Raw genomic sequence first — 25,063 nt, 5'->3', positions numbered from 1 at the left:
TATCCGGATCACCAGGGAATCGTTCCGAGTTCTGCGTGCGTGAACGTCCCTGTCGGGCCGTCCGGGCCAAGCATCGCGACACGCACCGCCTCGCGGGCGCCCTGCTCGACGGTCTCGGTGCCGGCATAGCCGTTGAGGTTGGTTTTGGTGAAGCCCGGCGAGACGGCGTTGACCTTGATTCCGGTCGGCTCCAGCTCGATCGCCATGGCCAACGTCATGGCGTTGAGCGCCGTCTTGGACGCGGGGTAGACCGGGCCGAAGATCGAGCGGTAGGGGAAGGCCGGGTCCGCATTGCGTGTCAGCGAACCGACGCCGCTCGACACGTTGACGATGCGGGCTGCCCGCGCTTCGCGCAGCAGCGGCAGCATGGCCTGGGTGACGGCAAGCACGCCGAACACATTGGTCTCCCAGACCGCGCGCACTTCGTCGAGGGACACGTTGCTCGGGCGGGTCAGCTTGGCATAGTCCTCGATGGATTGGCCGGGCCGCTTGCTGGTGTTCGAGATGGCGGCGTTGTTGACGAGCACGTCGAGGCGGCCAAGCTCATTGCGGATACGCTCCGCCGCGGCGGCGATCGAAGCCTGATCCGTCACGTCGAGTTGGAATGCGCGCGCGTCCTGCCCGATATCACGGGCCGCCGCCTCGCCGCGCTCGAAATTGCGCGATCCGACCAGCACGGTGAAGCCGTGCGCCACGAGATCCCTGGCGATCTGAAGGCCTATTCCTTGATTGGCCCCGGTGACCAAGGCGACGGGTCTATCCAGCATGATGATCTCTCCTTCGACGGTTGTTCAGGATTTATGCAGCGGCGCGTTCGGCGGTCGGCCGGCGGCGCAGATCGGCTTGCAGGATCGCCGGCGGGTTGTAGTTGGCCTCGTTCAAGCCGACGTCAGTCCCCGGGCGGGACGATCCGGTCGATCCGGTCCAGAACCTCGTCGCCGAGGTGAACCTCGGCGCCGACGAGCAGGTCGTCGAGATGCTGCATCGTACGTGGCCCGAGAATGGCCGACGTCACGGCCGGATGAGCCATGACGAAAGCCATCGCCATGTGGGTGAGCGACAGCCCCGCCTCTTCAGCCAGCGGGATGAGTTGCTCGACCGCATCCAGACTGCGCTCATCGGACATCTGCGTCGGCATGTATTTCACCCGCAGGCTGTCGGGCAGCGGTTGCCCCTTGCGGTAGCGCCCGGTGAGCAGGCCTTTCGACAATGGGCTCCAGACCATCGCTCCCATTGCGTAGCGCTCGCAGACGGCGAGTACTTCGCGCTCGATGCCGCGATCGAGGATCGAGTAAGGCGGCTGCTCCACGCGGAAACGGGCGAGCCCGCGCCGCTCGGCGACCCACTGGGCCTCGACGATCTCGGAGGGCGGGAAAGTCGAGGATCCGATCGCGCGCACCTTGCCGGCGCGCATCAGATCGGTGAGTGCCGAGAGCGTTTCCTCGATGTCGGTGTCCGGTGCCGGGCGATGTATGAGGTAGAGATCGATGTGGTCGGTCTGCAGACGGCGCAACGACGCTTCCACCGCCTGAATAATCCAGCGGCGCGAATTGCCCTGGCTGTTCGCATCCTTGCCCATCTGCCCGTTCACTTTGGTGGACAGCACGACCTTGTCGCGCCGACCTTTCAGCGCCTTGCCGACGATCTCCTCCGACTCGCCGTTGCTGTACCTGTCGGCGGTGTCGACGAAGTTGATGCCAAAATCCAAAGCCTTGTGAATGATACGGATGCATTCGTCGTGATCGGGGTTTGCGATGCTGCCGAACATCATCGCGCCCAGGCAGTAAGGGCTGACCTTGATGCCGGTCCGTCCGAGCGGGCGATACTGCATGTTTCTCTCCTCGTGCTTGGCTGTGGCTAAAACCGCCTTGCTGTGCTATTCAGCCTAAACGGATCCATGTTCCACATTATACGGAACATTGTTCCGTTTGGCAAGCAGGTGCATTTTGGACGACAGAACGGACGATTCAGACGCTGGCGTGGGGCTGCGAGGCGGCGCGGATCGACGCGTGCGCGCCGACGCGCAACGCAATCTCGACACGCTGCTCCAGGCCGCCATGGCGGTGTTCGCGACCTCGGGCGTCGACGCCCCGGTGCGCGAAATCGCGGAAAAGGCGGGCGTCGGCATCGGTACTCTCTATCGGCACTTTCCGCAGCGCTCCGACCTGATCGCCGCCGTCTTTCGCCGGGAGATCGATGGCTGCGCGGACGCAGCATCCGTCCTGTCGGCCGGGCATGAGCCCTTCGACGCGCTGGCGGCCTGGATGCAGCGATACGCGGCCTTCATTGCCGCCAAGCGTGGCCTGGCCAAGGCCCTGCACTCAGGAGATCCGGCGTTCGACAGCCTGCCGGGCTACTTCGACCAGCGGCTGCGGCCTGCCTTGCGCACGCTTCTCGACGCGGCGATCGCCGCCAGCGAAATCCGTGGCGATGTCGATGCCGACGAGCTACTGGGCGCGGTGGCGAGCCTGTGTATGTCGGCCCACAATGCCGGGAGCGGCCGCGCGGAGCGCATGGTGGCTCTCCTCGTCGACGGGCTGCGCTACGGCGCGAAGTCGTCGTAGGAGTGATGTAGGAATCGTCCGGCCTATAGTGCGGTCGCGCGCACCTACGACCGCGACCGCAGCGCGTCGTTCAGATTCCACATGTCCTTTTCCTCCGGCGCGGTATCCAGGCCGAGCACCGGAATCTGCTTGCGCAGGTGGTCGTGGTGCGTGCGTACGCCATATTCGAGGTCGGAGAGGTAAAACCCCTCGAAGGCCTCGGACAGCATGGATTCGTTCGACCAGACCGAGAGCTGCACATCTTCCGACATGGTGTCGCGGTCGATACGGAAGGAGAGGTAGCGGGCGGCAGCCTGCTCGCGGCTTTCGTCGCGGTAGCGATAGATGGCGCCACGCAGCAGCGTCTCACCCGTCGACAGCGGAAACTCCTGATAGAACTGCACCGATTCCGGCATCACCGACAGAACGGCGTTGGGGAAGATGCCGTAATAGACCCAGGCCTTCCTGAGATGGTCCGGCAGATGCGTCGGCTCAGGCGCGATCTTGACGTAGTTCCTGACGCTCCAGCGGCGGCCGGCATGCGGGTTGTAGGTGGCGAAGGAGCGCGAGACGCCGTTGACGAAGGGCTCGTCGAAATAGGTGGCGCCGTAGAGATCCTGCAGGGCCGGATGCGCCATGGCGACGTGATAGCCTTCATTGTCGACGTCGCGCACCGACTTCCAGTTGACCGGTGTCTTCTGGGTCCAGATGCCCCAGGAGGGCACCATGTCGGCGGCCTTGTAGTGCGCGAATTCGGGTTCGATCGGCTTCAACAGCTCGGCGACCGAGGGCTGTGGCCCGCCATTGCGGAAGCGGATGAAGATGAAGCCCATCCAGACTTCGAGATCGAGCGGCATCAGGCCGAACTCGGTCTTGTCGAGGTCGGGGAAGGAGCGCGGCCGGGCGGCGCCGCGCAACGTACCGTCGAGATTGTAGACCCAGCCATGGAACGGGCAGACCAGCGCGTTCCTGCAATTGCCCTGGCTGTCGGCCACGACGCGGCTGCCGCGGTGGCGGCACATGTTGTTGAAGCCGCGCACGACGCCGTCCTTGCCGCGTACGATCAGAGCACGCTCGCCAATGACATCCATGGTGAGATAATCGCCGGCATTCGGTATATCGCAGACATGTCCGGCGATCTGCCAATGATTGCGGAAGACATGCTCCTTCTCCAGTTCGAGGAGGGCGGCGGAATGGTAACTCCAGCCCGGTAATCCCCGCCGGTCCCAATCGTTCGGGATTGCCACGTCACGGAGGTGCGGGTTCATGAAACGTCTCTTCTTTTTATTGGATATGCATTCAATATAGTCATATTTTGCATTGAAATGCAATGGCTTGTCGAAATACGCAGGTTCCCTATCGAAAATGCAGGCCCCGGCTCCAACGGTATCCCGCTCCGCCGCGGGCCCCGAAAACCCCGGAAAATCCGGGTGTTAGCCAGAGTTCCATAACCTCCGCCCCGTCGCCGGGTCACGCTGCAAATCGCGACCCTCGGACAAGGTATTGCGCTGGCAAGAAAGCCCCTGCGGCGCACGGAGGGCAACCCGCCACTCAGGTCAAAATAGCCAATGACCGATTTTGACCGTTTCTGCCCGCATCGATGTTTCAATCCGGTTACATTGCCGCGCTCTCGTCACCTTTGCGCCGTTACAGAGCGCGATTAAATTCGTTTTATCGCAAAAAGAAAATCAACGAAGGGGAAGATGATGCATGCGAAAGTCCAGATCACCAGCGGCAACCGCTTTCAGGCTCCAGAGCGCGCTGACCGCCGCCCGAAGCTGGCCCTTCGCCAGCGTGCCAGCGACCACCCGATGGCAATGTTCATGGCGCTGGCTGCTTGCGCCTTCGCCGGCATGGCGTTCACGCCGACGGTCGGTCCGGCCTTCGCTTCGTTGAATCCGCCTGCCAACGTCATCGAAGGTGCGCCGACCACAACCACGACCGCCCGCCTGCCGATGCCAGCGATCGATTTCGCCTGCAAGGGGCAGGCCTGGGGCGCCGAGAGCGTGGATTGCCTGCGCGCCATCGCCCAGCAGTCCGGAACGCACAAGGTCCGTGCGATCCGCATGATCGCCAACGCCGTGCCGGTGACCAGCACGCCGAACATCTTCTGATTTCCGACACCGGGTTTCTGCCTGGGGCATGATTGCGAAAACAGGTTCCCGTTTGGGGATCATGCCCTGACCTCCCCGAGCGCTTCCTCCAGCGCTCCCTCGGGCTCCCGCCGCGATGTCGGCCGGGGGCCTCTTTTTTATGCTTTCAACGCGGCCTGCTCGGCAATGGTCGAAAGCACGCTGCGCACATCCAGCGTGCTGAACGGTTTTTCGAGGATCTGTGGCCGCTGCTGCGCCGGTAAGGCTTCGATTTCCGCCTTCGCGCCGATGAGGTCGCCGGTGACCAGCACGAAGCGCCGCGCCAGGTCGGGCCGCTCGGCGAGCAGTTCGCGGTAGATCGAAATGCCTGATGTGCCGGGCATGCGCAGATCCGAAAAGACGATGTCCGGCGGCATGTGGCCGCTCAAGGTGGCGGCGCCCGATTCCCAGACCGGCGCGATCCGCGACTTGATGCCCATCAGTTCGAGAATGTCGGACAAGGAACCGGCGACGTCAGGCTCGTCATCGATGATCAGGGCATGGCGCAGGCCGCTCGATCGCGGCTGGCTTTCGCCAGCTGCGATCATGCCTGCCGAGATAGCGGGCAACTGGACGACGAAACGCGCGCCTCTCGGCTGCACTTCCTCGAACCAGACATTGCCATTGTGCCGCTCGATGATGGATTTCGAAATCGACAGGCCGATGCCGGTGCCGACACCGACCGGCTTGGTGGTGAAATAGGATTCGAAGATGCGGGAGCGGATGGCTTCGGGAATGCCGGGGCCGTTGTCCTCGACCGAGAAGCCGGGATTGCCCCGGTCGCCACGGAAGCTCCGCACCTTGATCAGCCGATCGCCGGCGACGCCAGCCAGGGCGTGCTGGCTGTTGATGAGGAAATTGGCCGCCACCTGCGTCACGTGGTCGGCGTCGGCCATGGCCAGCAGGGGACCGGGCGCGAAATCGGTATCGATGATGATGCCGCTCGAGCGCGCGCCATAGGCGGTCACTTCGAGAGCGGCGCGGATCACCTGGTTGAGATCGGTCTCGGCCTGCGCCGCCGGATGGAGGCGGACCATCGACAGGAAGCTCTTGACGATGCGCCCGCAGCGCTCGGCGGCGGCGCGCACCTTTTCGGCGCGCACCTTGGTCTGTGGATCGCTTGCGAATTCATGCAGCAGCGTCGACTGCGCGACCACCACGGCCAGCGGGTTGTTGAGTTCGTGCGAGACGCCCGCGAGCAGCGAGCCCATCGCCGCCATCTTCTCGTTCTGGTGCAGCTTCTCGCGCTGCCGGTTGATCTCCTCCTCGGCGCGCAGTCTCTCGCGCAGGTCGCGGATGGAGCCGAAGATCAGCCGGCGGTCGGCGACCCGCATCTCGGTCGCCGTCAGCTCGATCGGAAAGACCTCGCCGGCGGCATTCTGCGTCACCGTCTCGAGCCGCTGGCCGACCATCGGCGCGCCGCGGCCGGACATGTAGTCCGCGCCCGAGGCATAGCCCTTGCGGTAATATTCCGGAACGACGGTATCGAGCAGGTCCTTGCCGAGGATTTCGCTGCGCTGGAAGCCGAACATCTTTTCCGCGGCCGGATTGAATTCGATGATCGATCCGGCCTCGTCGATGACGATGATGGCGTCGAGCGAGGCCTGCAACATGGTGCGGCGGATCACCTCGCTGGCATGGGCGTCGGAAGGGGAGTGTTCGATGGCGTCGCCGATGGCGAGCGCGATGATGTGCAGCGTCGCCTCTTCCTCATCGGTCCATTCACGCTCCTCGACGCAATCATTGACGGCGAGCGTGCCCCAGAGATGGCCGTGCGCGAAGACCGACACCGACAGGAACGACTTGATGTTCTGCTTTTCGAAATCGGCCCTCAGGAACCCTTCGAGATCACGCGTATGCCCGGCGAATATCTTGCCTTGCCGCTCATCCTCGGCCAGCCGCTCCAGCAGCGGATCCGAATTGACGATCGACTGCATGATGACGGTCGGTGAGGCCAGTTCGCCGCCAAAATCGGGGTCGATCCAATAGGCGGCGACCGACTGAGCGAAACCCTGGCCGGGCAGTTCGCGCAAGCGGAACAGGATGCCGCGCTGGCATTCCATGGCGTGGCACAGCGTTTCCAATACGCCGTCCATTTCGCGCTGCCAGTCGCCTGCCTCGCGCAGCCGGCGCACGACACGCACGGCCGCCATCGCCGCGCCTTGCCTGAAACCCTGCATATCCGTGCTTGCCGTGTCGCCCGTCATTGTCAGCCGCTATTCCAGAGTCACGCCATCGATCGGCTGGCAACGGCCGTGGAGCGGAACCCCCGTGGGTCTGACGCTCAGTTGCCGTCGCCGGTCGGCAGCGAGAAGATATAGCCTTCGCCGCGTACCGTGCGCAGGAATTTCGGATTGGCCGGGTCCGTCTCGATCTTCTTGCGCAGACGCATGATGCGGATGTCGACGGCGCGCGATGATTCCGGATCCTCGGTGAAGCCGATCGCCTCGGAGATCGCAGCCCGGGTCAAGAGCCGGTTGGCGCGGGTCAGGAAAACCTCCAGCACGTCGAATTCGCTCTTGGCCATGTCGATCACAGTGCCGTTGGCGCCGGTGACCAGCCTGCCGTCGAGATCGGCCTGGAAGGGGCCGAAGGCGACGGAGCGGCGGTCGGTCCTGGCTTTCCTGTCCTGCGGCTCTGTCGGCTGCGGGACACGGCGCAGCACGCTGCGCACCCTGGCCAGCACCTCGCGCAGTTCATACGGCTTGACGATATAGTCGTCGGCGCCGAGTTCCAGCCCGACGATGCGGTCGAGCGCGGTGCCGGCGGCGGTCGCATAGATGATGCCGATCGGCATTTTCGAGCGCAGCCAGCGGCCGAGCGACAGGCCATCCTCGCCAGGCATAGCGATGTCGAGGATGGCCAGATGGAAGGGCTGCGTCTCGATCAGGCTGCGCGCGGCGGCCGCGGTTTCCGCGGTCGCCACATCATAGCCCGCGGCGCCGAGATATTCGGCGACCGCGTCCCTCAGGTCGGGCTCGTCCTCGACGATGACAATTCTTGCCCGCACGATGCTCTCGCTCCCACTTTCAGTGGAAAGTAGATTGGGTATAAACATGATGTCCAGCACTCATATCCGGTTGCCAGGGAACGGTTGGAAAACATGGCCGCACGAGCCGTCATCGCGCTTGTTTCCGTCGCCGAGGTCGTGGCGACCGAGCTTGCCGACCATCTTGAGCGGCGCGGCCATGACGTGCGTCAGGCGCGGCAGCCCTGGGAGGCGGAATCGCTGCTGGAGGGCAGAGGCATCGATGTCGTCGTCGTCGGGGATAGCCTCAGCCAGGCGGAAGGGCGGGATCTGCTCAGGCGTTATGGCGGCCAAGGCGGGGGCGGCGAACATGGACCGGATTTCATCCTGATATGCCGGCCGGCCGATCTCCTCGACAAGGTGCTGGCGCTGGAGCTCGGTGCCGCCGACGTCGTCGAAAGTCCGCTCAATGTCAGGGAACTCGCCGCGCGTGTCGGCGGCCTGCTTTCGCGGCGTGGCAGGGGCACCCAGGAACTGATCGTGCTGGAGAACGCGACCGTCGATCTGAGATCGGCGATCGTCATGCATCGCTCCGGTACGCAGGAGCAGCTCTCGCCCGGCCAGGTGGCGCTGCTCAGGCTGTTCCTGGCGAGCCCGCGCAAGGTGCTGACGCGTGACGACATTATCGCGGCGGCGCCGGCCGAGAATGCCGACGCCTTCGATCGCTCGATCGACTCGCGCATCGTGCGGCTGCGCCGCAAGCTCGATACCGAGACCATCACCACCATACGCGGCGCCGGCTACAGGTTCGATCCGCCGCGGCAGTTCGCCGACTGACGGCTGCCTTTTCCCGCTTGTTGCCCGGATCAGCATCGGCCCTTCCATTTCCGCGCCGATGCGCGCGAGGTTCAGCGCACCACCAGCAATGACGGACCCGAGGCCATGTCGCCGCCGGCGACGAACTCGCTTGCGTGAGCGCGTTCCTTGAGGAGCACGCTGGCGAGTGCGGCAAAGCCGAGCAGACCCTGCGCATAGAGCAGCGCGGAAAGCACGGAAGCTGCGAATTTCGTTTTCATCGTCGGAATTCCCCAAAAAATGCCGGTGTCGCGGGTCGCTTCAGGAAACTCCCGAAGTGCCCGCGCCGCCCACGGAGCCCCCCGTCGCGGCGCGGGCCTTCGGTCCTCTCGGCAGCAAGTTGCCGGAGGGGCCGCGCAAAACCAGCAGCCGAAGGCCAACCCGCCAGAGGGCCTTCAACCGGGCGATGCGCAGGCTGGAAACAATCCAGACCGTGGCGCAAAACAGAGCGACGTGCAGGGTCGAAATCTCGCTCGAACTCATCGCTGCCAGCTTCGCCGCCGGGCGGCCGGCAATGCTGCCGACGCCGCCGATGGCCGCCGCCGCGATGCTGATCCTGAAGAGCCAGGACCGCGTGTTCGTTTTCGTTCCCATGGTCGTTGCCGTCTGCTTTCGTTGCGTCAACTTTTGCCTCCCGTCCGTATCCGGATCATGCCGCCAAAAGCCGCGCTTTGTTGCAGTTTGGTTTCGAAATTCGCGTCCATCCTTTCATATAGCGGCAAGTCGAACTTTCGTTTCGGTATGAATACCTATGTACGTCATCCCTGACCACGTGTTTCGGATGGGACAGTTGCCGACGATACCGATTGCTCTGTTAACCGGGGAAACAAATTCGAAACACAAACGCGTATTTCGCGAAATATCACCGAAACATGCGGGAGGGATAAGCCACCCATCGAATTGGAGCCGGCCTGATCGGCAGAGAGAGGGAACGTCATGCACACCGCCATTTCCGCAAAGCTCATCAACATCACCGCCGCCGCGTTCATGGGCAGCGTGCTTCTGTTCGGCGCAAACGCCGCGCATGCCGCCAACACCGTCGTGGCACGCGTTTCGCTGTCGCAGCAGGTCATGGAAGTCTCGGTCGACGGCCGGCCGACCTTCGCCTGGAAGGTTTCCACCGGCGACAGGGCGCATGTGACGCCGACCGGCTCGTTCAAGCCGACGCGCATGCACGAGATGTGGTATTCGAAAAAGTACGACAACGCGCCGATGCCGCATTCGGTCTTTTTCAGCGGTGGCTACGCGGTTCATGCCACCTATGCCATCAAGCGCCTCGGCCAGCCGGCCTCGCATGGCTGCGTGCGGCTGCATCCGGACAATGCCGCCGATTTCTACCAGCTTGTCGAGACCTTCGGGCCGGCCAACACCAGCATCGTCATCGTCAAGTAGCAGGCAGGTTGCCGCGCTCGGCCATATGCCGGAGCTGCTGGAGCGACCGCCAAAAAAAGAGGCCGGAAAAATTCCGGCCTCTTTTTGTTTCTTGCGTCCTGTGCGTCAGCTCGGCAGCGCCGGCATCAGCTTCGGATCCGGCTTTTCCGCCAGATGCGGCAGGTCCTTGCTGGCGATGAAGGTGTAGAACATGGGCACGACGAACAGCGTGAACATGGTGCCGACCAGGATGCCGGTGAAGATGACGAGGCCCATCGAATAGCGGGCCGCGGCACCGGCACCGCTGGAAACGATCAGCGGCACCACGCCCAGCGCCATCGCGGCCGTCGTCATGAGGATCGGCCGCAGGCGCACCTTGGCCGAGGCGATGATGGCGTCACGCCGCCGCATGCCATGCAGTTCTCGCTGCTGGTTGGCGAATTCGACCAGCAGAATGCCGTGCTTGGTGATCAGGCCGATCAGCGTGATCAGTCCGACCTGGGTGTAGATATTGAGCGTGCCGAGGCCCAAATTGAGCGGCACGATCGCGCCGAAGATCGACAATGGCACCGCCATCATGATGATCAGCGGATCGCGGAAGCTTTCAAACTGCGCCGCCAGCACCAGATAGATGACAATGACGGCCGCGCCGAAAGCGATCAGGATCGTGTTGCCCTGTTCTTTCTCCTGCCGGGACTGGCCGGAATAGTCGATGAAGAAGGTGTCGGGCAGGCTCTCCTTCGCAATGTCCTCGAGGACTTTCAAACCGTCGCCGGTTGTGACACCGGGCAGCGGCAGCGCCGAGATCGTCGACGAATTCAACTGGTTGAACTGCTCGATGGCCGCCGGCGAGGCATTGTTCGAAATCGTGACCACGGCCGACAGCGGCACCATCTCGCCCGTCACGCTGCGTACGAAGTATTGGCCGAGCTTTTCGGGATTGTCGCGGAATTCCTGCGGCACCTGCGGAATGATGTCGTAGCTGTTGGAGTCGCGGTCGAACTGCGCCACTTCAGCGCCGCCGACCAGCAGCGTCAGCGTGCGGCCGATATCGGCGATCGGCAGGTTGAGGGCGGCGGCGCGGTCGCGGTCGATAGTCACCGTCACCTGCGGCGCATCATAGGCCATCGAATTCTGGACGACGATGAAGCGGCCCGAGGCCTGCGCCTTGTTCTTGATCTTCTCGGCTTCCTCGAACACCTGAGCGGAATCGCCGGTCGAGCGCACCACCATGGAGATCGGCAAGCCGCCGCCGGAGCCTGGTAGCGTCGGCGGCGCGAAGACAAAGGCCTGGACACCCGCCACCTTGGCGATACGAGCCGTAATGTCGGCCTGCAGTTCCTTCGAATTGCGCTTCCGCTCCGCCCAATCCTTGAAGGCAAAACCGACGAAGGCGCTGTTGGTCGTGCCGCCGAACGCGACGGCGGAGAACTGCGCCCGTGTTTCGGGGATATCCTTCACCAGGCCCAGGATCTGGTTGACGTAGGTCTCGGTGTAATCGGAGGTCGCATAGCGCGGCCCCGTCACCAGCGAGAGCAGGAAGCCCTGATCTTCTTCCGGCGCCAGTTCCGTCGAGGTCTTGGTGAACATGAAGCCGGTCACGCCGACAAGCGCCAGCACTATGAGCAGCGTCAGCGGGCGATAGTTCAAAGACCCCGTGACGGCGCGCTCATAGACGTGCTCGACACGCGAGAAGGTGCCGTCGACGATGCGCTGGAAGCGGCCGGCATTGCCGGGCTTCAGGAGGCGCGCCGACATCATCGGCGTAATGGTGATGGCAATGACGCCAGACAGCACCACGGATCCGGCAAGCGTCACCGCGAATTCGCGGAACAGGGCGCCGGTCAGGCCGCCGGTGAAGGCCAGCGGCGCGAACACGGCGGCCAGCGTCATGGTCATGGCGACGATGGCCGACGCGATCTCGCGCATGCCGCTGAAGGCCGCTTGCATGGGCGGCATGTGGTCTTCTTCCATGTGGCGGTGGATGTTTTCCACCACCACGATGGCGTCGTCGACGACAAGGCCGATCGCCAGCACCATGGCCAGCAGCGACAGAAGATTGATCGAATAGCCCACCGCGAACAAAAGGAAGCAGACGCCGATCAGCGACAGCGGGATGGTGATGATCGGCATCATCACCGAGCGGAACGAACCGAGGAACAGCAGGATGACGACGACGACGATGGCAACCGCCTCGCCGATGGTCTTGAACACCTCGTCGATCGAGGCGCTGATCTGACCGGTCGCGTCGTAGACGACCTCGATCGTCATGCCTTTGGGCAGCGTCTCCTGAATCTGCGGGACGAGCTTGGTGAGCGCGGCCGCGGTGGTCAGCGGATTGGCCGCCGGGGTTGGGAAGATGGCGAGGAAGGTGCCGGGCTTGCCGTTGAAGGAGACCCTTGTGTCGGTGTTGGCGGCGGCGAGTTCGACGCGAGCCACATCGCGCAGGCGCACTACGTTGCCGTCGGTCGAACGTAGCGGTAGAGCCGCGAACGCCTCGGGCGTCTGCAGCGTCGAGCGCACCGTGATAGAAGAGACGACATATTCGTTCTGGGTGTTGCCGGGCGCCGACAGGAAGTTGGAGTTGTTGATCGCCGTCAGCACCTCGGCAGCCGTCACGCCGCGGGCGGCGAGCCTGACCGGGTCGATCCAGACGCGCATCGAGTATTCCTGGGCGCCGAAGATCTGCACGTCGGCGACGCCTTCGACCGTCGACATGCGGGGCCTGATGACGCGCTCGATATATTCGGTCAGCTGCTCCTTGGTCATGTTCGGATTCTGCATCGAGATGTACATCATCGCGAACTGTTGACCGGTACCCTTGACGATCACCGGGTCCTTGGAGGCGTCCGGCAAGGTGCCGCGCACGCCCTGGACCTTGGACAGCACTTCGGTCAGCGCCACGTCGGGATTGGAGCCGAGCTTCATCTGCACCGTCACGGTGCTGGAGGACGGACGGCTGGACGAGGTGACGTAGTCGATGTTCTCGGTCGAGGCGACGGCGCGCGCGATCGGGGCGGAGATGAAGCCCTGGATCAGGTCGGCGCTGGCGCCCGGATAGGCCGTCGTGATGGTGATCGCCGTTTCGTCGACCTTTGGATACTGCCGGATCGACAGGTTGAAGATACCCTGGAACCCGAGCAGCAGGATCATGCAGGCAAGGACCGTCGAAAGGACGGGCCGGCGGATGAAGAGATCGGAAAAGCTCATTGCTGGTCGGCCTGCTTGTTCGCCGATTTGGTCGGATCGATCGTGTTGTCGACGTTGACGGACATGCCGTTGAAGAGCCGGTTCTGACCCGCGGTGACGACCTCGTCGCCGGCCTTCAGACCCTCGACGATCTCGACCATGCCCTGATTGCGGCGGCCGGGCTTGACGAAGACCTGTGACAGGACCAGCGCCGGCTTGTCGGCTTCCGCCGCCGGCTTGGCCGGATCGGCCGGCTTGGCGGCGTCGGAAGCGGCCTTGTCCGCTGGCTTGGCTGCGTCTGCGGGCTTGGCTTCAGCAGCCGGCTTCAGGGCTTCGGCTGCCGGTTTCATCGCGTCCGCCGGCTTGGCGTCCGCAGGCTTGGCATCCGCCGGCTTGTCGGTGGCCGCCGCGGCTGGCTTTTCCTCCGGCTTGGCTGGCTGTGCCGGGGCCGCCCCGGCGGGTTTGGCCGGCTGCACCACGAAGATGTAGTCGCCATAGAGGCTGGTGGTCAGCGCCGTCTGCGGCAGTGACAGCACGTCCTGCTCCTCGGGCAGCTCGACACGCACCTGCACGAACTGGCCAGGGGTCAATCTGCCTTCGGGATTGGCGACTTCCGCCCGGATGTTCACCAGCCGGCTGGACGGGTCGATCTTGGGGTCGATGCCACGGATTTTGCCGGCGAAAGGCATGTCGCCGCCGCCCTGGCCAAGCCGAACGGTCTGGCCGATCTGGAGCAACGGCAGCTGCTGTTCGGGAACCGAGAAGTCGACCCGCATCGTGTCCAGATCCTGCAAGGTTACCACGGACGTGCCGGTCGCTAGGTACTGGCCGAGATCGATCTTGGGGATGCCCACCGTGCCGCTGAACGGCGCCCTCAGCTGCTTCTGGTCAAGCACCGCCTGCAGCTTGTTCACCTGCGCGGCGGTGGCCGATGCCGTCGCCCGCGCTGTGTCGAGCGTAGCTTCCGCATTAACGCCGCGCTTCTGCAGTTCGACGGCGCGCGTCAGCGCCGTCTCGACGAGCGCCACTTGCGCCTTCGTCGCTTCGAGATCGGCCCGCTCGACGGCATCATCGAGCTGCAGCAGGACCGCGCCATCCGCAACCTTCTGGTTGGCATGGAAGAGGATCTCCTTGACGATGCCGGCGGTTTCGACGGTCAGGTCGACGCCACGCACCGCGCTGACAGTACCTATGGCCTCGACGCCCGGCGTCCAGTTCGACGGCTTGGCGATGGTCGTCGACACGGTCGCCGCCGGCGGCTTCATGGTGGCGAAATACTGCTTGATGCCGTTGTCGCGCAGGAAGTTGAAGCCGACGATGCCGCCGACCACGATGACGAGCACGGCAAGGACCACAATAATGAGAAAGATACGGAGTATGCGCTTGAACAAGGAAGTCCCCTCAGTCGAAATCCGGCGCGAAGCGCGGACATCGGGACACATATCGACCGCAGGTCCCGATTTCAAATAATGGCGGTCTTACTGTACCGTCTGGACGGTCTTGTCAATTGGGCCTAAGCTTGCTTAGGGAGGCGCCATGAGAGCCCAACGACCGAATTCGCGCGAGAAGATTCTCGCCGCGGCGGCTGATGTTGCCCGGGAATCCGGGCCTGGTAGCCTGTCGCTTGATGCCGTCGCCAGCCGCGCCGGCGTGTCGAAGGGCGGACTGCTCTACAATTTTCCCACCAAGGCCAAATTGATGCAGGGCCTTGTCGAAGGTTATCTACGCGATTTCGAGCAAGCGCTGGAATCGGCGAACAGCAACGACAACGACAAAAATCCCCTCGCCGTCTATATCAAGCTGTCAGCGGAGGATTGCGAGGAAAAGCAGCCGTCCGCATCCTGGATCTTTTCGGCGATCGCCGAGGATCCCGATTTTATGACGCCGATAAAGACATTCAAGCGGCAGCTTTTCGAGCGCCTGAAAGGCGAGACGCCGGACCTCAAATCGCTGCTGGTCTGCTATCTCGCCATCGAAGGACTGCGCAGCATGAACCTGTTCGATTCCGACGTGCTGTCGAAGGACGAACGCGAGCTTTTGGTATCCTCACTTCTCGATATCGCCAAATAGGCTGCCTGGCCGGCGAAGGACGCCGCCGCAGCCGTCGTTCAGTCGACGGCGCGTTCGATATCCCGGCGCAGGACGATCGCGGTTGTCAGGTCCTCGACGCCGCCGAGAGTGGCAACGAGGTCGCGCAGTGTGTTGAGGCGGTCGATCGACGGTACTTCGACCTCGACGATGAGATCGAGCTGGCCGCTGACTGATGATACCCGCCGGACCTCCGGATAGCGCGCCAGCTGGTCGAGAATGCCGATCGACGGCGTGCGGATGAGCGTTACCAGCAGAAAGGCGCGGATCAACCCTGGGTCCAGTTGGCCGATATCGGCCCGATACCCTCTGATAACGCCGCTCTTTTCCAGCGAGGCAACCCGTTCGCTCGTCGCGCTGCGCGACAGGCCGATGCGCCCCGCAAGCGTTTTCAGCGGGATGCGCGCCTCCTTCGACAGGATGCCGAGAATGTCCCTGTCCTTGGCGTCCAGTTCCTTCATTGCGCGCGCTCCATACGGTTCCGTCAATGTGCCGGTCAATGCGGTCATTGTGCCGGTATAACCGACGCTTTGCCGGATGCCCGATTTTCTGGCCCATGCCAAGCTTTGACAAATCAGATCCGGATTGCCTGATGACCAACGTCTCATACCCAGCGCCTCAAATCTCGCAGACCGAGGCCGTCGATATCGCAACGCGGCACTTCGGCATTGCCGGCAGCGTCACACCGCTCGACAGCGAACGCGACCGGAATTTCAAGCTGACCGCGCCAGACCAATCGCTCTGGATCCTGAAGATCGTCAACGCCAGCGAGCCGCTCGTCGAAAGTGAATTCCAGACCGCGTTGTTCGATCATCTGGAGCGCCATAGTCCGGACCTCGCCGTGCCGCGTCTCAGGAAGACGGGGCGGGGCGCTTCGCTCGCCCATACAAAAGTGCCGGGCGGCGAAGATCATGCCGTGCGCCTGGTGTCATGGCTTCCCGGACGGCCGCTGGCCGAGAGCACGCCCAGTCCGGCGCTGCTGGAAAGCCTGGGCGGCGCGCTTGGCCGGCTCGATCGTGCCCTGCAAGGCTTCATCCATCCCGGCGCATTGCGCTCTTTCGACTGGGACATTCGCCAGGCAGGTGCCGCGCGGCAACGCCTTCACCACATTGACGACGAACAGGACCGCGCCTTGCTAGAGCGGTTCCTCGATCATTTCGATGCCGAGGTGGCGCCCCGGCTGTCGGCATTGCGAACGCAAGTCATTCACAATGATGCCAATGACTGGAACGTGCTCGTCGATCTCGAAAGGCCCGAGCGTGTCGCCGGGCTGATCGATTTCGGCGATGCGCTGCACAGCGTGCTCATCGCCGAGGTTGCCGTCGCCTGCGCCTATGCCATCCTCGATGCAGAGGATCCGATCGGCGCCGCCGCCCGTCTCGCCGCCGGCTTCCATGCCGAGTATCCATTGCGTGAGGAAGAACTCGACCTGCTCTTCGATCTCATTGCGATGCGTCTCGTCACCTCGGTGACGCTGTCGGCGGCACGCAAGGACCGCACAGCCGACAATCCCTACCTGTCGATCTCGGAAGCACCGGCCTGGCGGCTGTTGCGTCGTCTGGGCAGGATGAACCGGCGCTTCGCGACGGCGATCCTGCGCCATGCCTGCGGCTTCGAAGTCGCCTCCGGAGCGCGCGCCGTGACAGGCTGGATCGCGGCCAACCGCACGCAACTTCTGCCGATCCTCGACCGTCACCCGGCGACGCTTGCCAAGGCGCTCGTGCCCTATGGCGATCCGCAAAATCCGATGACGGTGACGTCGGCGACACAGCAGCCCGACAAGGCGACCGAATGGTGGGATGCCTATTGTGCCGAACATGGCGTCGCGCTCGGCATCGGTCCCTGGGGCGAGGCTCGCACCGTCTATACCAGCGACATTTTCGAGTCGCGTTTCGTCGAAGGCGCGCGCCGCGCTAATCATCTCGGCCTCGATCTTTTCATGCCGGCGGGCACACGGCTCTACACGCCGCTCGCCGCGACCGTCAGGAGCGTCGAGATCGAGGAGGATCCGCTCGGCTATGGCTGTCTCGTGGCGCTGGAGCATGTGCCGCCGGGCTGCCCGCCTTTCGTCACGCTGTGGGGGCACATGGCGCATGAGGCTGGGCGGCGGCTGAAGGCGGGCGACCGGCTTGAAGCCGGCGCGCTTGTCGGCGAGATGGGTACGCCGGCGGAAAATGGCGGCTGGGCGCCGCATCTGCATTTCCAGATATCGACGAATACGAGCCTTGCCGCGCGCGACATCCTTGGGGTCGGCGAGGAGCGCTATCTCGACGTGTGGAAGGAATTGTTTCCCGATGCCGCGGACCTTGCCGGCATTCCGCCCGAAACCTTCCGCCAGAGCGGCCGGTCGCGTCCAGAGATCGTCGCCGCACGCAAGGCGTCACTGCTGCCCAATCTCTCCATCTCCTATTCCGAGCCGATCAAGTTCGTGCGCGGCGAAGGCGCCTGGCTGATCGACGATCGCGGCCGCGCCTATCTCGACTGCTTCAACAATGTCTGCCACCTTGGCCATGCGCATCCCGATGTGGTCGAGGCGATCGCGAGGCAGGCGGCCAAGCTCAACACCAACACCCGTTATCTGCACGATGCGATCGTCACCTATGCCGAGCGGCTGACGGCGACGCTGCCCGCCGGCCTGTCGGTGGCGTCCTTCGCCTGCTCGGGCAGCGAGGCCAACAGCCTGATGCTGCGCATGGCGCGGACCCATACCGGGCGCAGCGAGGCGATTGTGCTCGACTGGGCCTATCACGGCACGACGCAGGAACTGATCGACCTCAGCCCTTACAAATACAAGCGCAAAGGCGGCAAGGGGCGCCCGGCGCATGTGTTCGAAGCGGTCATTCCGGACAGTTACCATGCTCCGGCGGAGTGGCCTGAGGGCGAGCATGCAAAGCGGTTTGCCGAGAGCGTCACCGAGCAGATCGCCGATATGGCGAGACAAGGCCGCGCGCCCGGCCTGTTCCTGGCGGAATCGATCCCCAGCGTCGCCGGCCAGGTGTTCCTGCCCGAGGGATATCTCAGGGAAGTCTACGCGATGGTGCGTGCCGCCGGCGGCATCTGCGTCGCCGACGAGGTGCAGGTAGGCTTTGGCCGTGTCGGCAGCCATTGGTGGGCTTTCGAAACCCAGGGGGTGACGCCCGACATCGTCACCATGGGCAAGCCGATCGGCAACGGCCACCCGATGGCGGCCGTGGTGACGACCACGGAGATATCAGCCTCGTTCAACAACGGCATGGAGTATTTCAACACCTTCGGCGGCAATCCGGTGTCGTGCACGGCCGGGCTCGCGGTGCTCGACGTCATCGAGCGCGACGGGCTGAGGCGCAATGCGCTGGAGATCGGCGACTATCTCATGGCGCGCTTCAAGGCGCTGCAGGCCCGCTACGAGATCATCGGCGACGTGCGCGGCCAGGGGCTGTTCCTCGGTATCGAACTGGTCGAGGACCGCAAGAGCAAGAAACCTGCGACCGCCCTTGCCCGCCGCATCAACGACGGGGTTCGGGCACGCGGCGTACTGATCGGCACCGAAGGGCCGCATGACAATGTGCTGAAGATGCGCCCGCCGATGATCTTCAGCAGGGCTAATGCAGATCATCTGGTCGGCGTTCTCGATGAGACGTTGGCCGCGGTTCTGGCGGAACGGGCTTAGGACGACACCGCGCAAGGAGGCGCGCGGGCGGAATTCAGGATCAACGATTTCAGGAACGTCCGGCGCGTCACGTGCCGGCGGGAGGAGAGGCTTTGCCTCATCAAGGGAGGAAACCATGAAACATGCAATCGTCAGCGCGCTCTTGCTCGCATCGGCCACTTTGCCGGCCAAGGCGGACACATTCGACATCGTCAAGCAAAGGGGATCGATCATCTGCGGCGTCAGCCAGGGCGTCGCGGGCTTTTCGGCGCCCGACGACCAGGGCAAATGGAGCGGCTTCGATATCGATTTCTGCCGCGCGGTCTCGGCCGCCGTCTTCGGCGACCCCGACAAGGTGAGTTACGTGCCGCTGTCGACCAAGGAGCGCTTCACGGCGCTGCAGGCCGGCACCGTCGACGTCCTGTCGCGACAGTCGACCTGGTCCTTGTCGCGCGACACCGGCATGGGCATCCATTTCGTCGGCGCCGCCTATTATGACGGCCAGGGCTTCATGGTGCGCAAGGATCTCGGCGTGGACAGCGCGCTGAAGCTCTCAGGCGCCACGATCTGCGCCGAACAAGGCACGACGACCGAGCAGAACGTCGCCGACTACTTCACCGCGCACCAGATGAAATACGAGGCGGTCGTCATCGATTCCGCCGACAGCATCATCAAGGCGTTCGATAGCGGCCGCTGCGATGTCTACACCACGGACGCCTCGGCGCTCTATGCGCAGCGCCTGAAGCTGACCGATCCCGCCGCGTTCACGGTGCTGCCGGACATCATCTCGAAGGAGCCGCTCGGCCCAGCCGTGCGCAAGGGCGACGACAAGTGGTTCGACATCGTGCGCTGGACGCTGTTTACGCTGATCGAGGCGGAAGAGGACGGCATCACGCAGGCCAATGCGGAAGCCTCGCTGAAGTCGCAGAATCCGACGATCCGCCGGTTCCTCGGCGTCGAGGGCGACAATGGCAAACAGCTCGGGCTCGACCCCGCATTCGCCTACAATATCGTCGCCAAGGTCGGCAATTACGGCGAGATGTTCGAACGCAATCTCGGCCAGTCCAGCCAGCTGAAAATCGCGCGCGGCATCAATGCGCTGTGGAACGCCGGCGGCCTGATGTACGCGCCGCCGGCGCGCTGACACCTGCCGGCGAACCGGGTGCCCCAGGTCCGCGCCCGGCGATGCTCGCCGATGTGAAAGGGGGGTGATGCGCGACCTCGACGCATTGCCGCCTCCACCGCTCTTGGCCATGATGGTCGGATAAAAACGTTTTTATTCTTCTTGAAAACGTTTTTATCCGATGATACGGATGCCGACCTGAGGAATTGGTCGCCGTTGATGGCAGAGAACAGAGAACCCGAACGCCGAGAGTTTTCGCCAACGATCAAGACGTTGGCCGCCCACACCGGCTATTCGATCGCCACCATTTCCAAGGCGCTGCGGGGATCGCCGGTCGTCGCGCGGCCGACAAGGGATGCCATCGTCGCCGCCGCGCGGGAACTGGGCTATCAGGCGAATGCGCGGGGCATGGCGCTGAGGACAGGCAAGACCTATCGGGCCGCGGTGCTGATGCCGATAACGTCCGCCGTCGGCTATGAATGGGACGGTGTCGAATACACGCAGATCCTGAGCGGCATAAGCCAGGCGCTGGAAGACAGCGACTATCAGCTGTCCGTGCACGGCTTCCGGAGCTTTGGCGATGCCTTCGACATCGCCCGCCGCATCGTCGACCAGAGCGCGGCCGACGGCCTGATCTTTTCCGGCGTGCTGGCCGATGATCCCCGTATCGACATGCTGGTCGAAAGCGGCTTTCCATTCGTGTCACTTGGCCGTTGCCGCAAGCCCCTCGTCTACGCCCATGTCGATGTCGACAATGAATGGGCGGCGTTCACCGCCACGGCGCGGCTGATCGCGGGCGGACATGAGCGTATCGCCCTGATCAACGCGGATCGGCGTCTTTCCTATGCCCTGGACAGGATCGACGGATTTTCGCGGGCCTTTCACGAGGCGGGTCTTGCCGCGTCGATCGACCTCGTGGCCGACGGCGACCTGTCCACACGCTTCGGCCGCGACAGCGCGCTCAGGCTTCTTGGCCTGCCCAATCCGCCCACCGCCCTGGTCTGCATCAACGAATCCACCACGCTCGGCGTCCTGTCGGCGCTGGGCAGCCTTGAACGGCGCGTCGGGGTGGATGTCGACGTCATCGCCTATGACGACATCAACGTCAGCGCCTATTTCACTCCGCCGATCACGACGTTCTACCAGCCGATCGAGCTTCTCGGCCGCAAGCTCGGCGAGTTTCTGCTGCGGCGCATGGCGGGCGAGGACCCGGCGGAACTCGCCCTGGTGTCGAGACCCGAACTCATCGGCCGGCAGCCGGACAATCTAGGCGGGCGAAACCGCAGTTAACCATCAAAATGGGAGGAAGAGCATGAAGAAAATCCTGATCGGGCTTGCGCTTGCGCTGCTGACAGCCAGCGCTACCAGCGCCGCCGACCTGGGCGGCAAGGTTCTGAAGGTCGGTTCCGACACCACCTCGCCGCCGATGGAAAGCGTCGACACGGCGACCGGCCAGATCGTCGGCTTCGACGTCGACGTCCTGAAGGCGGTCTGCGGCAAGATCAACTGCAAGGCCGAATTCGTCACCACCGGCTGGGACGGCATCTTCGCCGCCCTCGACCAGGGCAGTTTCGACCTGGTCGCCTCCGGCGTCTCCATCACCGACGAACGCAAGAAGGCGATGGATTTCTCCGACCCTTACATCGTCAACAGCCAGGCCGTGCTCATGCGGGTGGAAGACGAGGGTCTATCCCTCGATGACTTCAAGGCGAAAGGCAAGAAGCTCTCGGCGCAGGCCAACACCACCGACGCGCAGGTCGCTGAAAGCATTGTCGGCAAGGACAATGTGGTCGCTTACGACAGTTTCGCGGCCTCGGTCATCGCGCTGAAGAACAAGGACGTCGACGGCGTTGTCATCAACGGCGCCAATGCCGCCGCCTATGAAAAGGAATTCGCCGGCGAGCTGGTCGTGCCGATCAGGAATCTCCAATCCGATCCTCTCGGGCTGGTCTTCCGCAAGGGCGACGAGAACATCGCCGCGTTCAATGAAGGGCTGAAGGCGATCAAGGCCGACGGCAGCCTCGACGCGCTGATCGCCAAATACTGGGGCGCAAAATAGCCGCTTGAAGGACTTCGGCTCCGGCGCCTGGCGCCGGAGCCATGGGAACGGGAGGACGGGACCGGATGCAGCTTCTCATGCGCCTGCGGCCCAGCAATCTGATCATCGTCGCGGCGTTGCCGTTCATCGTCTATCTCTTTGCTTCGTCGGTTAACTACCAGCGCTCGCTTCGCGCCATCCTCGGCGTGGAGAATGGCTCGTCAGCCTTCGTGCCGGGCTTCCTGGCGCTTGCCGTCGCGTTTATCGCCGGCCTTGCCGTGGTTGTGTTCTCGCGCGCCTCGTCCAGATCGCCGCGCCTCGCGGTCGTTGCCGCCGGGATCAGCCTTGCCACCGCCATGGTGCTCGCGACAACCGGCCTGGTCCATCCCTTCGCGGCATCGGTCGTGGCGAACGCGGTCGATCCGTTCACCTCCGACCTGGTGGTTCAGGGCGTCACGCCACGGCGATTGACGGATGCCGCCGACCTCATGGTGCGCGGTCAGGCCGCTATGCTGTTGCGCGCCTATCTAGGCGTGACGATCGTGGCGCTCGGTATGTTCTTCATCGGCGCCGGTCGTGAGACCGGCAACCCGATGCAGCGTTTTGCGCGCTTGGCGCTTGCGGCGGTGAACGGCGTGGGCTTGGTCTTTATCCTGCTTTTCGCGCATATCGCATTCGCCGCGGGTGTCGCCACGACGATCCGCGCCGCTATCGCGGCCTACATACTGGCGGCAATGATGGGGCTGCTCTGGGTCGGGCTCCTCAAGCTCAAATACAGCTGGCGGGCCGACCTGACCTGCATCGCGGCAACCATCCTCATGGTTTGCGCCGCAACGTGGTTCCTGCTTCAGCCGCGCGACAGCTACGTGCTCGTCGGCTCTCTCGCCGGGAAGGTCGCGGTCACGTCCGGCACGCCGTCCGGCATACTCGGTGCGGTCCGCTATGGGCAATTTCCGGGCGGCCCCGACAACAACGAGGTGCCGCTGCGCACCTTTCGGGGCGCGCGGGAGGCGATCGACGCGATCGGCAAGATCCCTGATGTCAGTGCTGCGCTCGTTCCAGCCGCGATGGCGCCGGACGGACTGCAGGTGCTGTGGCGAACGGAGGCGTTGAACGACCGCGACAAGGCGTTCGGCATCACGATCGCGGTGCTGGCGATCGTGCTCGGCCTGCTGACTTTCGGCGGCCATATCCACCGCAGGCACCCGCTGTCCATCGGGTCGGAATTCATCGTCGACACGATCCGCGGCATCCCGATGCTGGTCATCGTGCTCTATGTCGGCTTGCCGCTCGCCGGAGCGCTCAAGGACGCGACGCAGGGCGTGGTCGATCCGCCGAACCTGGTGCGGGGCATCGCCGCCATGGCGCTCGCCTATTCCGCCTATCTCGCCGAGATCTTCCGCTCCGGCATCAATGCAATCCCGGCGGGCCAGATCGAGGCAGCGCACAGTCTCGGCCTCAACGGCTGGCGTACCGCCCGGCTGGTCGTGCTGCCGCAGGCCTTCCGCATCATCATCCCGCCGCTAGGCAACGAGCTGATCGCCATCCTCAAGGACACGTCGCTCTTGTCGATCCTGTCGATCCGCGACATCACGCAGCGCATGCGGGAATTCCAATCGGCAAGTTTCCTGCCGTTCGCGCCCTACAACTCAGCCGCCATCTTCTACATTTTCCTGACGCTGGCCGCGGCAAGCCTCGTCAGCACCATCGAGAGAAAATATGACATCAAGCATCGATAACGCTCGCCGAGCCCTCGAAGCCCGCGCCTCCGGGCTGGTCTTTCCCCGGGGCTTCGTGTTCGGCGCCGCGACCGCGGCCTACCAGATCGAGGGCTCGCCTGATGCCGACGGCAAGGGCGAAAGCATCTGGGACCGGTTCTGCCGCATTCCGGGTGCGATCGTGGACGGCTCGAGCGGCGATGTCGCCTGCGACCACTATCATCGCTGGAAGGAGGATATCGCCGTGCTCAAGGCGCTCGGCCTTGGCGCCTACCGCTTTTCCTTCGCATGGACGCGGCTTCTTCCCGAAGGTCGTGGCGAGGTCAACGCCAAGGGCATCGCCTTCTATGACCGGCTGATCGATGATCTGCTCGAAGCCGGTATCGAGCCCTATGCAACGCTCTACCATTGGGACCTGCCGCAGGCGCTGCAGGATCGTGGCGGCTGGTACAACCGGGAAACAGCCGCCGCCTTCGCCGATTATGCCGGGCTTGCCGCCCGCAGCTTCGGCGACCGTGTCAGGAAATGGACGACGCTCAACGAACCGTGGACGTTCTGCTGGTCGGGACACGCGACCGGCGAGGACGCGCCAGGATTCCGGGACGGAGTGAAGGGCGGCGTGGCTGCCAGTCATCATGCCTTACTGGCGCATGGCCTGGCCGTTCCGGTCATCCGGGCCGAGGTGGCGGATGCTCAGGTCGGCATCGTCTTCGATCTCAACGTCGCGGAGGCCGCCAGCGACGAGCCGCGCGATGTCGCCGCGACACGGCGCTTCGACGGCGCCCAGAACCGCTGGTTTCTCGACGCCGTCTTCAAGGGTGCGTATCCGGAGGACATGCTGGCGCTTTACGGCGATCTGTTGCCGCCGATCCACGCACAAGACAACGAGATCATCGCCGCGCCACTCGACTATCTCGGCATCAATATCTATCGCCGCTCGGTGATCGCGGCGGGTGACGAACTGGCGCCGCTGAGCTACCGGCGGGTACAGCCGGAAGGCATTTATTCGGCGGTCGACTACGAGATCTGGCCGCGCTGCATGTACGACATCCTGCGCTACGTGAACGACCGCTATGCGCCGCCGGCGATCTACATTTCCGAGAATGGCGTCGCCACGACGCCGGAAACCGTCGGCAAGGACGGGCATGTCTGGGATGATCTGCGCGCCACCTATTATGTCGACCATCTCGAGCAGGTGGCCAAGGCGGCGGCCGAGGGCGTGCCGGTGCGCGGCTATTTCGCCTGGACGCTGACCGACAATTTCGAATGGGCCTATGGCTATACGACGCCCTTCGGCATCACCCATGTCGATTTCGCGACGCAGCAGCGCCACATCAAGTATTCCGGCGACGTCTACGCAATGATCGCCCGGCAGGAGACCGCGCCCGTCGCGAAGAGCGCCTGACTTGG

At 63.9% G+C, this 25,063-nt stretch carries 20 protein-coding genes and 1 pseudogene; 11 read left to right on the top strand and 10 right to left on the bottom strand.

The features are described 5' to 3' along the window. Positions 1–8: 8 nt before the first annotated feature. Together EN851_RS14605 and EN851_RS14600 are read right to left on the bottom strand one after the other, a co-directional pair. Positions 9–767, bottom strand: coding sequence for an SDR family oxidoreductase (locus EN851_RS14605; RefSeq protein WP_127872036.1), 759 nt, complete (start codon positions 765–767; stop codon positions 9–11). 31 nt (positions 768–798) lie between these two features. Further along, positions 799–1,831 (bottom strand): annotated as a pseudogene (locus EN851_RS14600) (aldo/keto reductase). Positions 1,832–1,946: 115 nt separating this feature from the next. Here EN851_RS14600 and EN851_RS14595 point away from each other — a divergent pair. Further along, positions 1,947–2,564 (top strand): TetR/AcrR family transcriptional regulator, encoded by a 618-nt coding sequence (locus EN851_RS14595; RefSeq protein WP_281040980.1) that lies wholly within the window; start codon positions 1,947–1,949, stop codon positions 2,562–2,564. Between the two features lie 44 nt (positions 2,565–2,608). Here the strand turns inward: EN851_RS14595 and EN851_RS14590 are convergent, their stop codons facing one another. Continuing rightward, on the bottom strand, positions 2,609–3,811 hold the full coding sequence (locus EN851_RS14590) for an aromatic ring-hydroxylating dioxygenase subunit alpha (RefSeq protein ID WP_135929490.1): 1,203 nt from the start codon (positions 3,809–3,811) through the stop codon (positions 2,609–2,611). A gap of 438 nt (positions 3,812–4,249) precedes the next feature. Between EN851_RS14590 and EN851_RS14585 the strand changes: the two genes are divergently transcribed. Then, positions 4,250–4,657: a hypothetical protein gene (locus EN851_RS14585; protein ID WP_127872167.1), complete on the top strand. Its 408-nt coding sequence runs from the start codon at positions 4,250–4,252 to the stop codon at positions 4,655–4,657. A gap of 137 nt (positions 4,658–4,794) precedes the next feature. Here EN851_RS14585 and EN851_RS14580 read toward each other — a convergent pair whose 3' ends face one another. Then, complete coding sequence (locus EN851_RS14580; protein ID WP_189521846.1) at positions 4,795–6,882, bottom strand: PAS domain S-box protein; 2,088 nt, start codon at positions 6,880–6,882, stop codon at positions 4,795–4,797. A gap of 77 nt (positions 6,883–6,959) precedes the next feature. Further along, positions 6,960–7,733 (bottom strand): response regulator transcription factor, encoded by a 774-nt coding sequence (locus EN851_RS14575; RefSeq protein ID WP_189343576.1) that lies wholly within the window; start codon positions 7,731–7,733, stop codon positions 6,960–6,962. Positions 7,734–7,778: 45 nt separating this feature from the next. Here EN851_RS14575 and EN851_RS14570 point away from each other — a divergent pair, with 45 nt between their 5' ends. Then, positions 7,779–8,480 carry a response regulator transcription factor gene (locus tag EN851_RS14570; RefSeq protein ID WP_127275746.1) on the top strand — a complete coding sequence of 234 codons (702 nt, stop codon included), beginning with the start codon at positions 7,779–7,781 and terminating at the stop codon, positions 8,478–8,480. A gap of 71 nt (positions 8,481–8,551) precedes the next feature. On the opposite strand, the gene EN851_RS14565 is transcribed toward EN851_RS14570, so the two are convergent. Together EN851_RS14565 and EN851_RS14560 are read right to left on the bottom strand one after the other, a co-directional pair. Next, complete coding sequence (locus EN851_RS14565) at positions 8,552–8,719, bottom strand: hypothetical protein (RefSeq protein ID WP_127275745.1); 168 nt, start codon at positions 8,717–8,719, stop codon at positions 8,552–8,554. Between the two features lie 40 nt (positions 8,720–8,759). Further along, positions 8,760–9,092 carry a hypothetical protein gene (locus EN851_RS14560; RefSeq protein ID WP_127275744.1) on the bottom strand — a complete coding sequence of 111 codons (333 nt, stop codon included), beginning with the start codon at positions 9,090–9,092 and terminating at the stop codon, positions 8,760–8,762. A gap of 342 nt (positions 9,093–9,434) precedes the next feature. Between EN851_RS14560 and EN851_RS14555 the strand changes: the two genes are divergently transcribed. Then, a complete protein-coding gene (locus tag EN851_RS14555) occupies positions 9,435–9,890 on the top strand; it encodes a L,D-transpeptidase (RefSeq protein WP_127275743.1) in 456 nt (151 codons plus the stop codon). 105 nt (positions 9,891–9,995) lie between these two features. On the opposite strand, the gene EN851_RS14550 is transcribed toward EN851_RS14555, so the two are convergent. Further along, positions 9,996–13,079, bottom strand: a complete 3,084-nt coding sequence (locus tag EN851_RS14550) for an efflux RND transporter permease subunit (RefSeq protein ID WP_135863051.1) — start codon at positions 13,077–13,079, stop codon at positions 9,996–9,998. Continuing rightward, entirely contained in the window at positions 13,076–14,449 is a 1,374-nt protein-coding gene (locus EN851_RS14545) for an efflux RND transporter periplasmic adaptor subunit (protein WP_127872032.1), read from the bottom strand. The genes EN851_RS14550 and EN851_RS14545 overlap by 4 nt, the downstream gene beginning before the upstream one ends. A 145-nt stretch (positions 14,450–14,594) precedes the next feature. Here EN851_RS14545 and EN851_RS14540 point away from each other — a divergent pair, with 145 nt between their 5' ends. Beyond that, positions 14,595–15,128 (top strand): TetR/AcrR family transcriptional regulator, encoded by a 534-nt coding sequence (locus tag EN851_RS14540; RefSeq protein ID WP_127278764.1) that lies wholly within the window; start codon positions 14,595–14,597, stop codon positions 15,126–15,128. Positions 15,129–15,166: 38 nt separating this feature from the next. Here the strand turns inward: EN851_RS14540 and EN851_RS14535 are convergent, their stop codons facing one another. Beyond that, positions 15,167–15,607 (bottom strand): Lrp/AsnC family transcriptional regulator, encoded by a 441-nt coding sequence (locus tag EN851_RS14535; RefSeq protein ID WP_127278763.1) that lies wholly within the window; start codon positions 15,605–15,607, stop codon positions 15,167–15,169. Positions 15,608–15,738: 131 nt separating this feature from the next. Here EN851_RS14535 and EN851_RS14530 point away from each other — a divergent pair, with 131 nt between their 5' ends. The 6 genes from EN851_RS14530 to EN851_RS14505 all read left to right on the top strand — a co-directional run bounded on the left by EN851_RS14530 (position 15,739) and on the right by EN851_RS14505 (position 25,058). Beyond that, positions 15,739–18,795 (top strand): aminotransferase class III-fold pyridoxal phosphate-dependent enzyme, encoded by a 3,057-nt coding sequence (locus EN851_RS14530; protein ID WP_135929489.1) that lies wholly within the window; start codon positions 15,739–15,741, stop codon positions 18,793–18,795. Positions 18,796–18,910: 115 nt separating this feature from the next. Continuing rightward, the gene (locus EN851_RS14525) at positions 18,911–19,918 is read left to right on the top strand and encodes an amino acid ABC transporter substrate-binding protein (RefSeq protein WP_135918132.1); all 1,008 of its coding nucleotides are present in this window, start codon (positions 18,911–18,913) and stop codon (positions 19,916–19,918) included. Positions 19,919–20,116: 198 nt separating this feature from the next. Further along, the gene (locus tag EN851_RS14520; RefSeq protein WP_135918133.1) at positions 20,117–21,187 is read left to right on the top strand and encodes a LacI family transcriptional regulator; all 1,071 of its coding nucleotides are present in this window, start codon (positions 20,117–20,119) and stop codon (positions 21,185–21,187) included. 22 nt (positions 21,188–21,209) lie between these two features. Continuing rightward, positions 21,210–21,956, top strand: coding sequence for a transporter substrate-binding domain-containing protein (locus EN851_RS14515; RefSeq protein WP_135918134.1), 747 nt, complete (start codon positions 21,210–21,212; stop codon positions 21,954–21,956). A gap of 65 nt (positions 21,957–22,021) precedes the next feature. Then, entirely contained in the window at positions 22,022–23,674 is a 1,653-nt protein-coding gene (locus tag EN851_RS14510; RefSeq protein WP_135863044.1) for an amino acid ABC transporter permease, read from the top strand. After that, complete coding sequence (locus EN851_RS14505; protein ID WP_127280295.1) at positions 23,655–25,058, top strand: GH1 family beta-glucosidase; 1,404 nt, start codon at positions 23,655–23,657, stop codon at positions 25,056–25,058. Before EN851_RS14510 ends, EN851_RS14505 begins: the two co-directional genes overlap by 20 nt. Positions 25,059–25,063 lie beyond the last annotated feature (5 nt).

The sequence above is a fragment of the Mesorhizobium sp. M8A.F.Ca.ET.208.01.1.1 genome (assembly GCF_004791315.1).
In the GTDB taxonomy this organism is placed as follows: domain Bacteria; phylum Pseudomonadota; class Alphaproteobacteria; order Rhizobiales; family Rhizobiaceae; genus Mesorhizobium.
The sequence above is the reverse complement of the archived record's forward strand: the minus strand, read 5'-3'. Positions and strand labels throughout refer to the sequence as shown.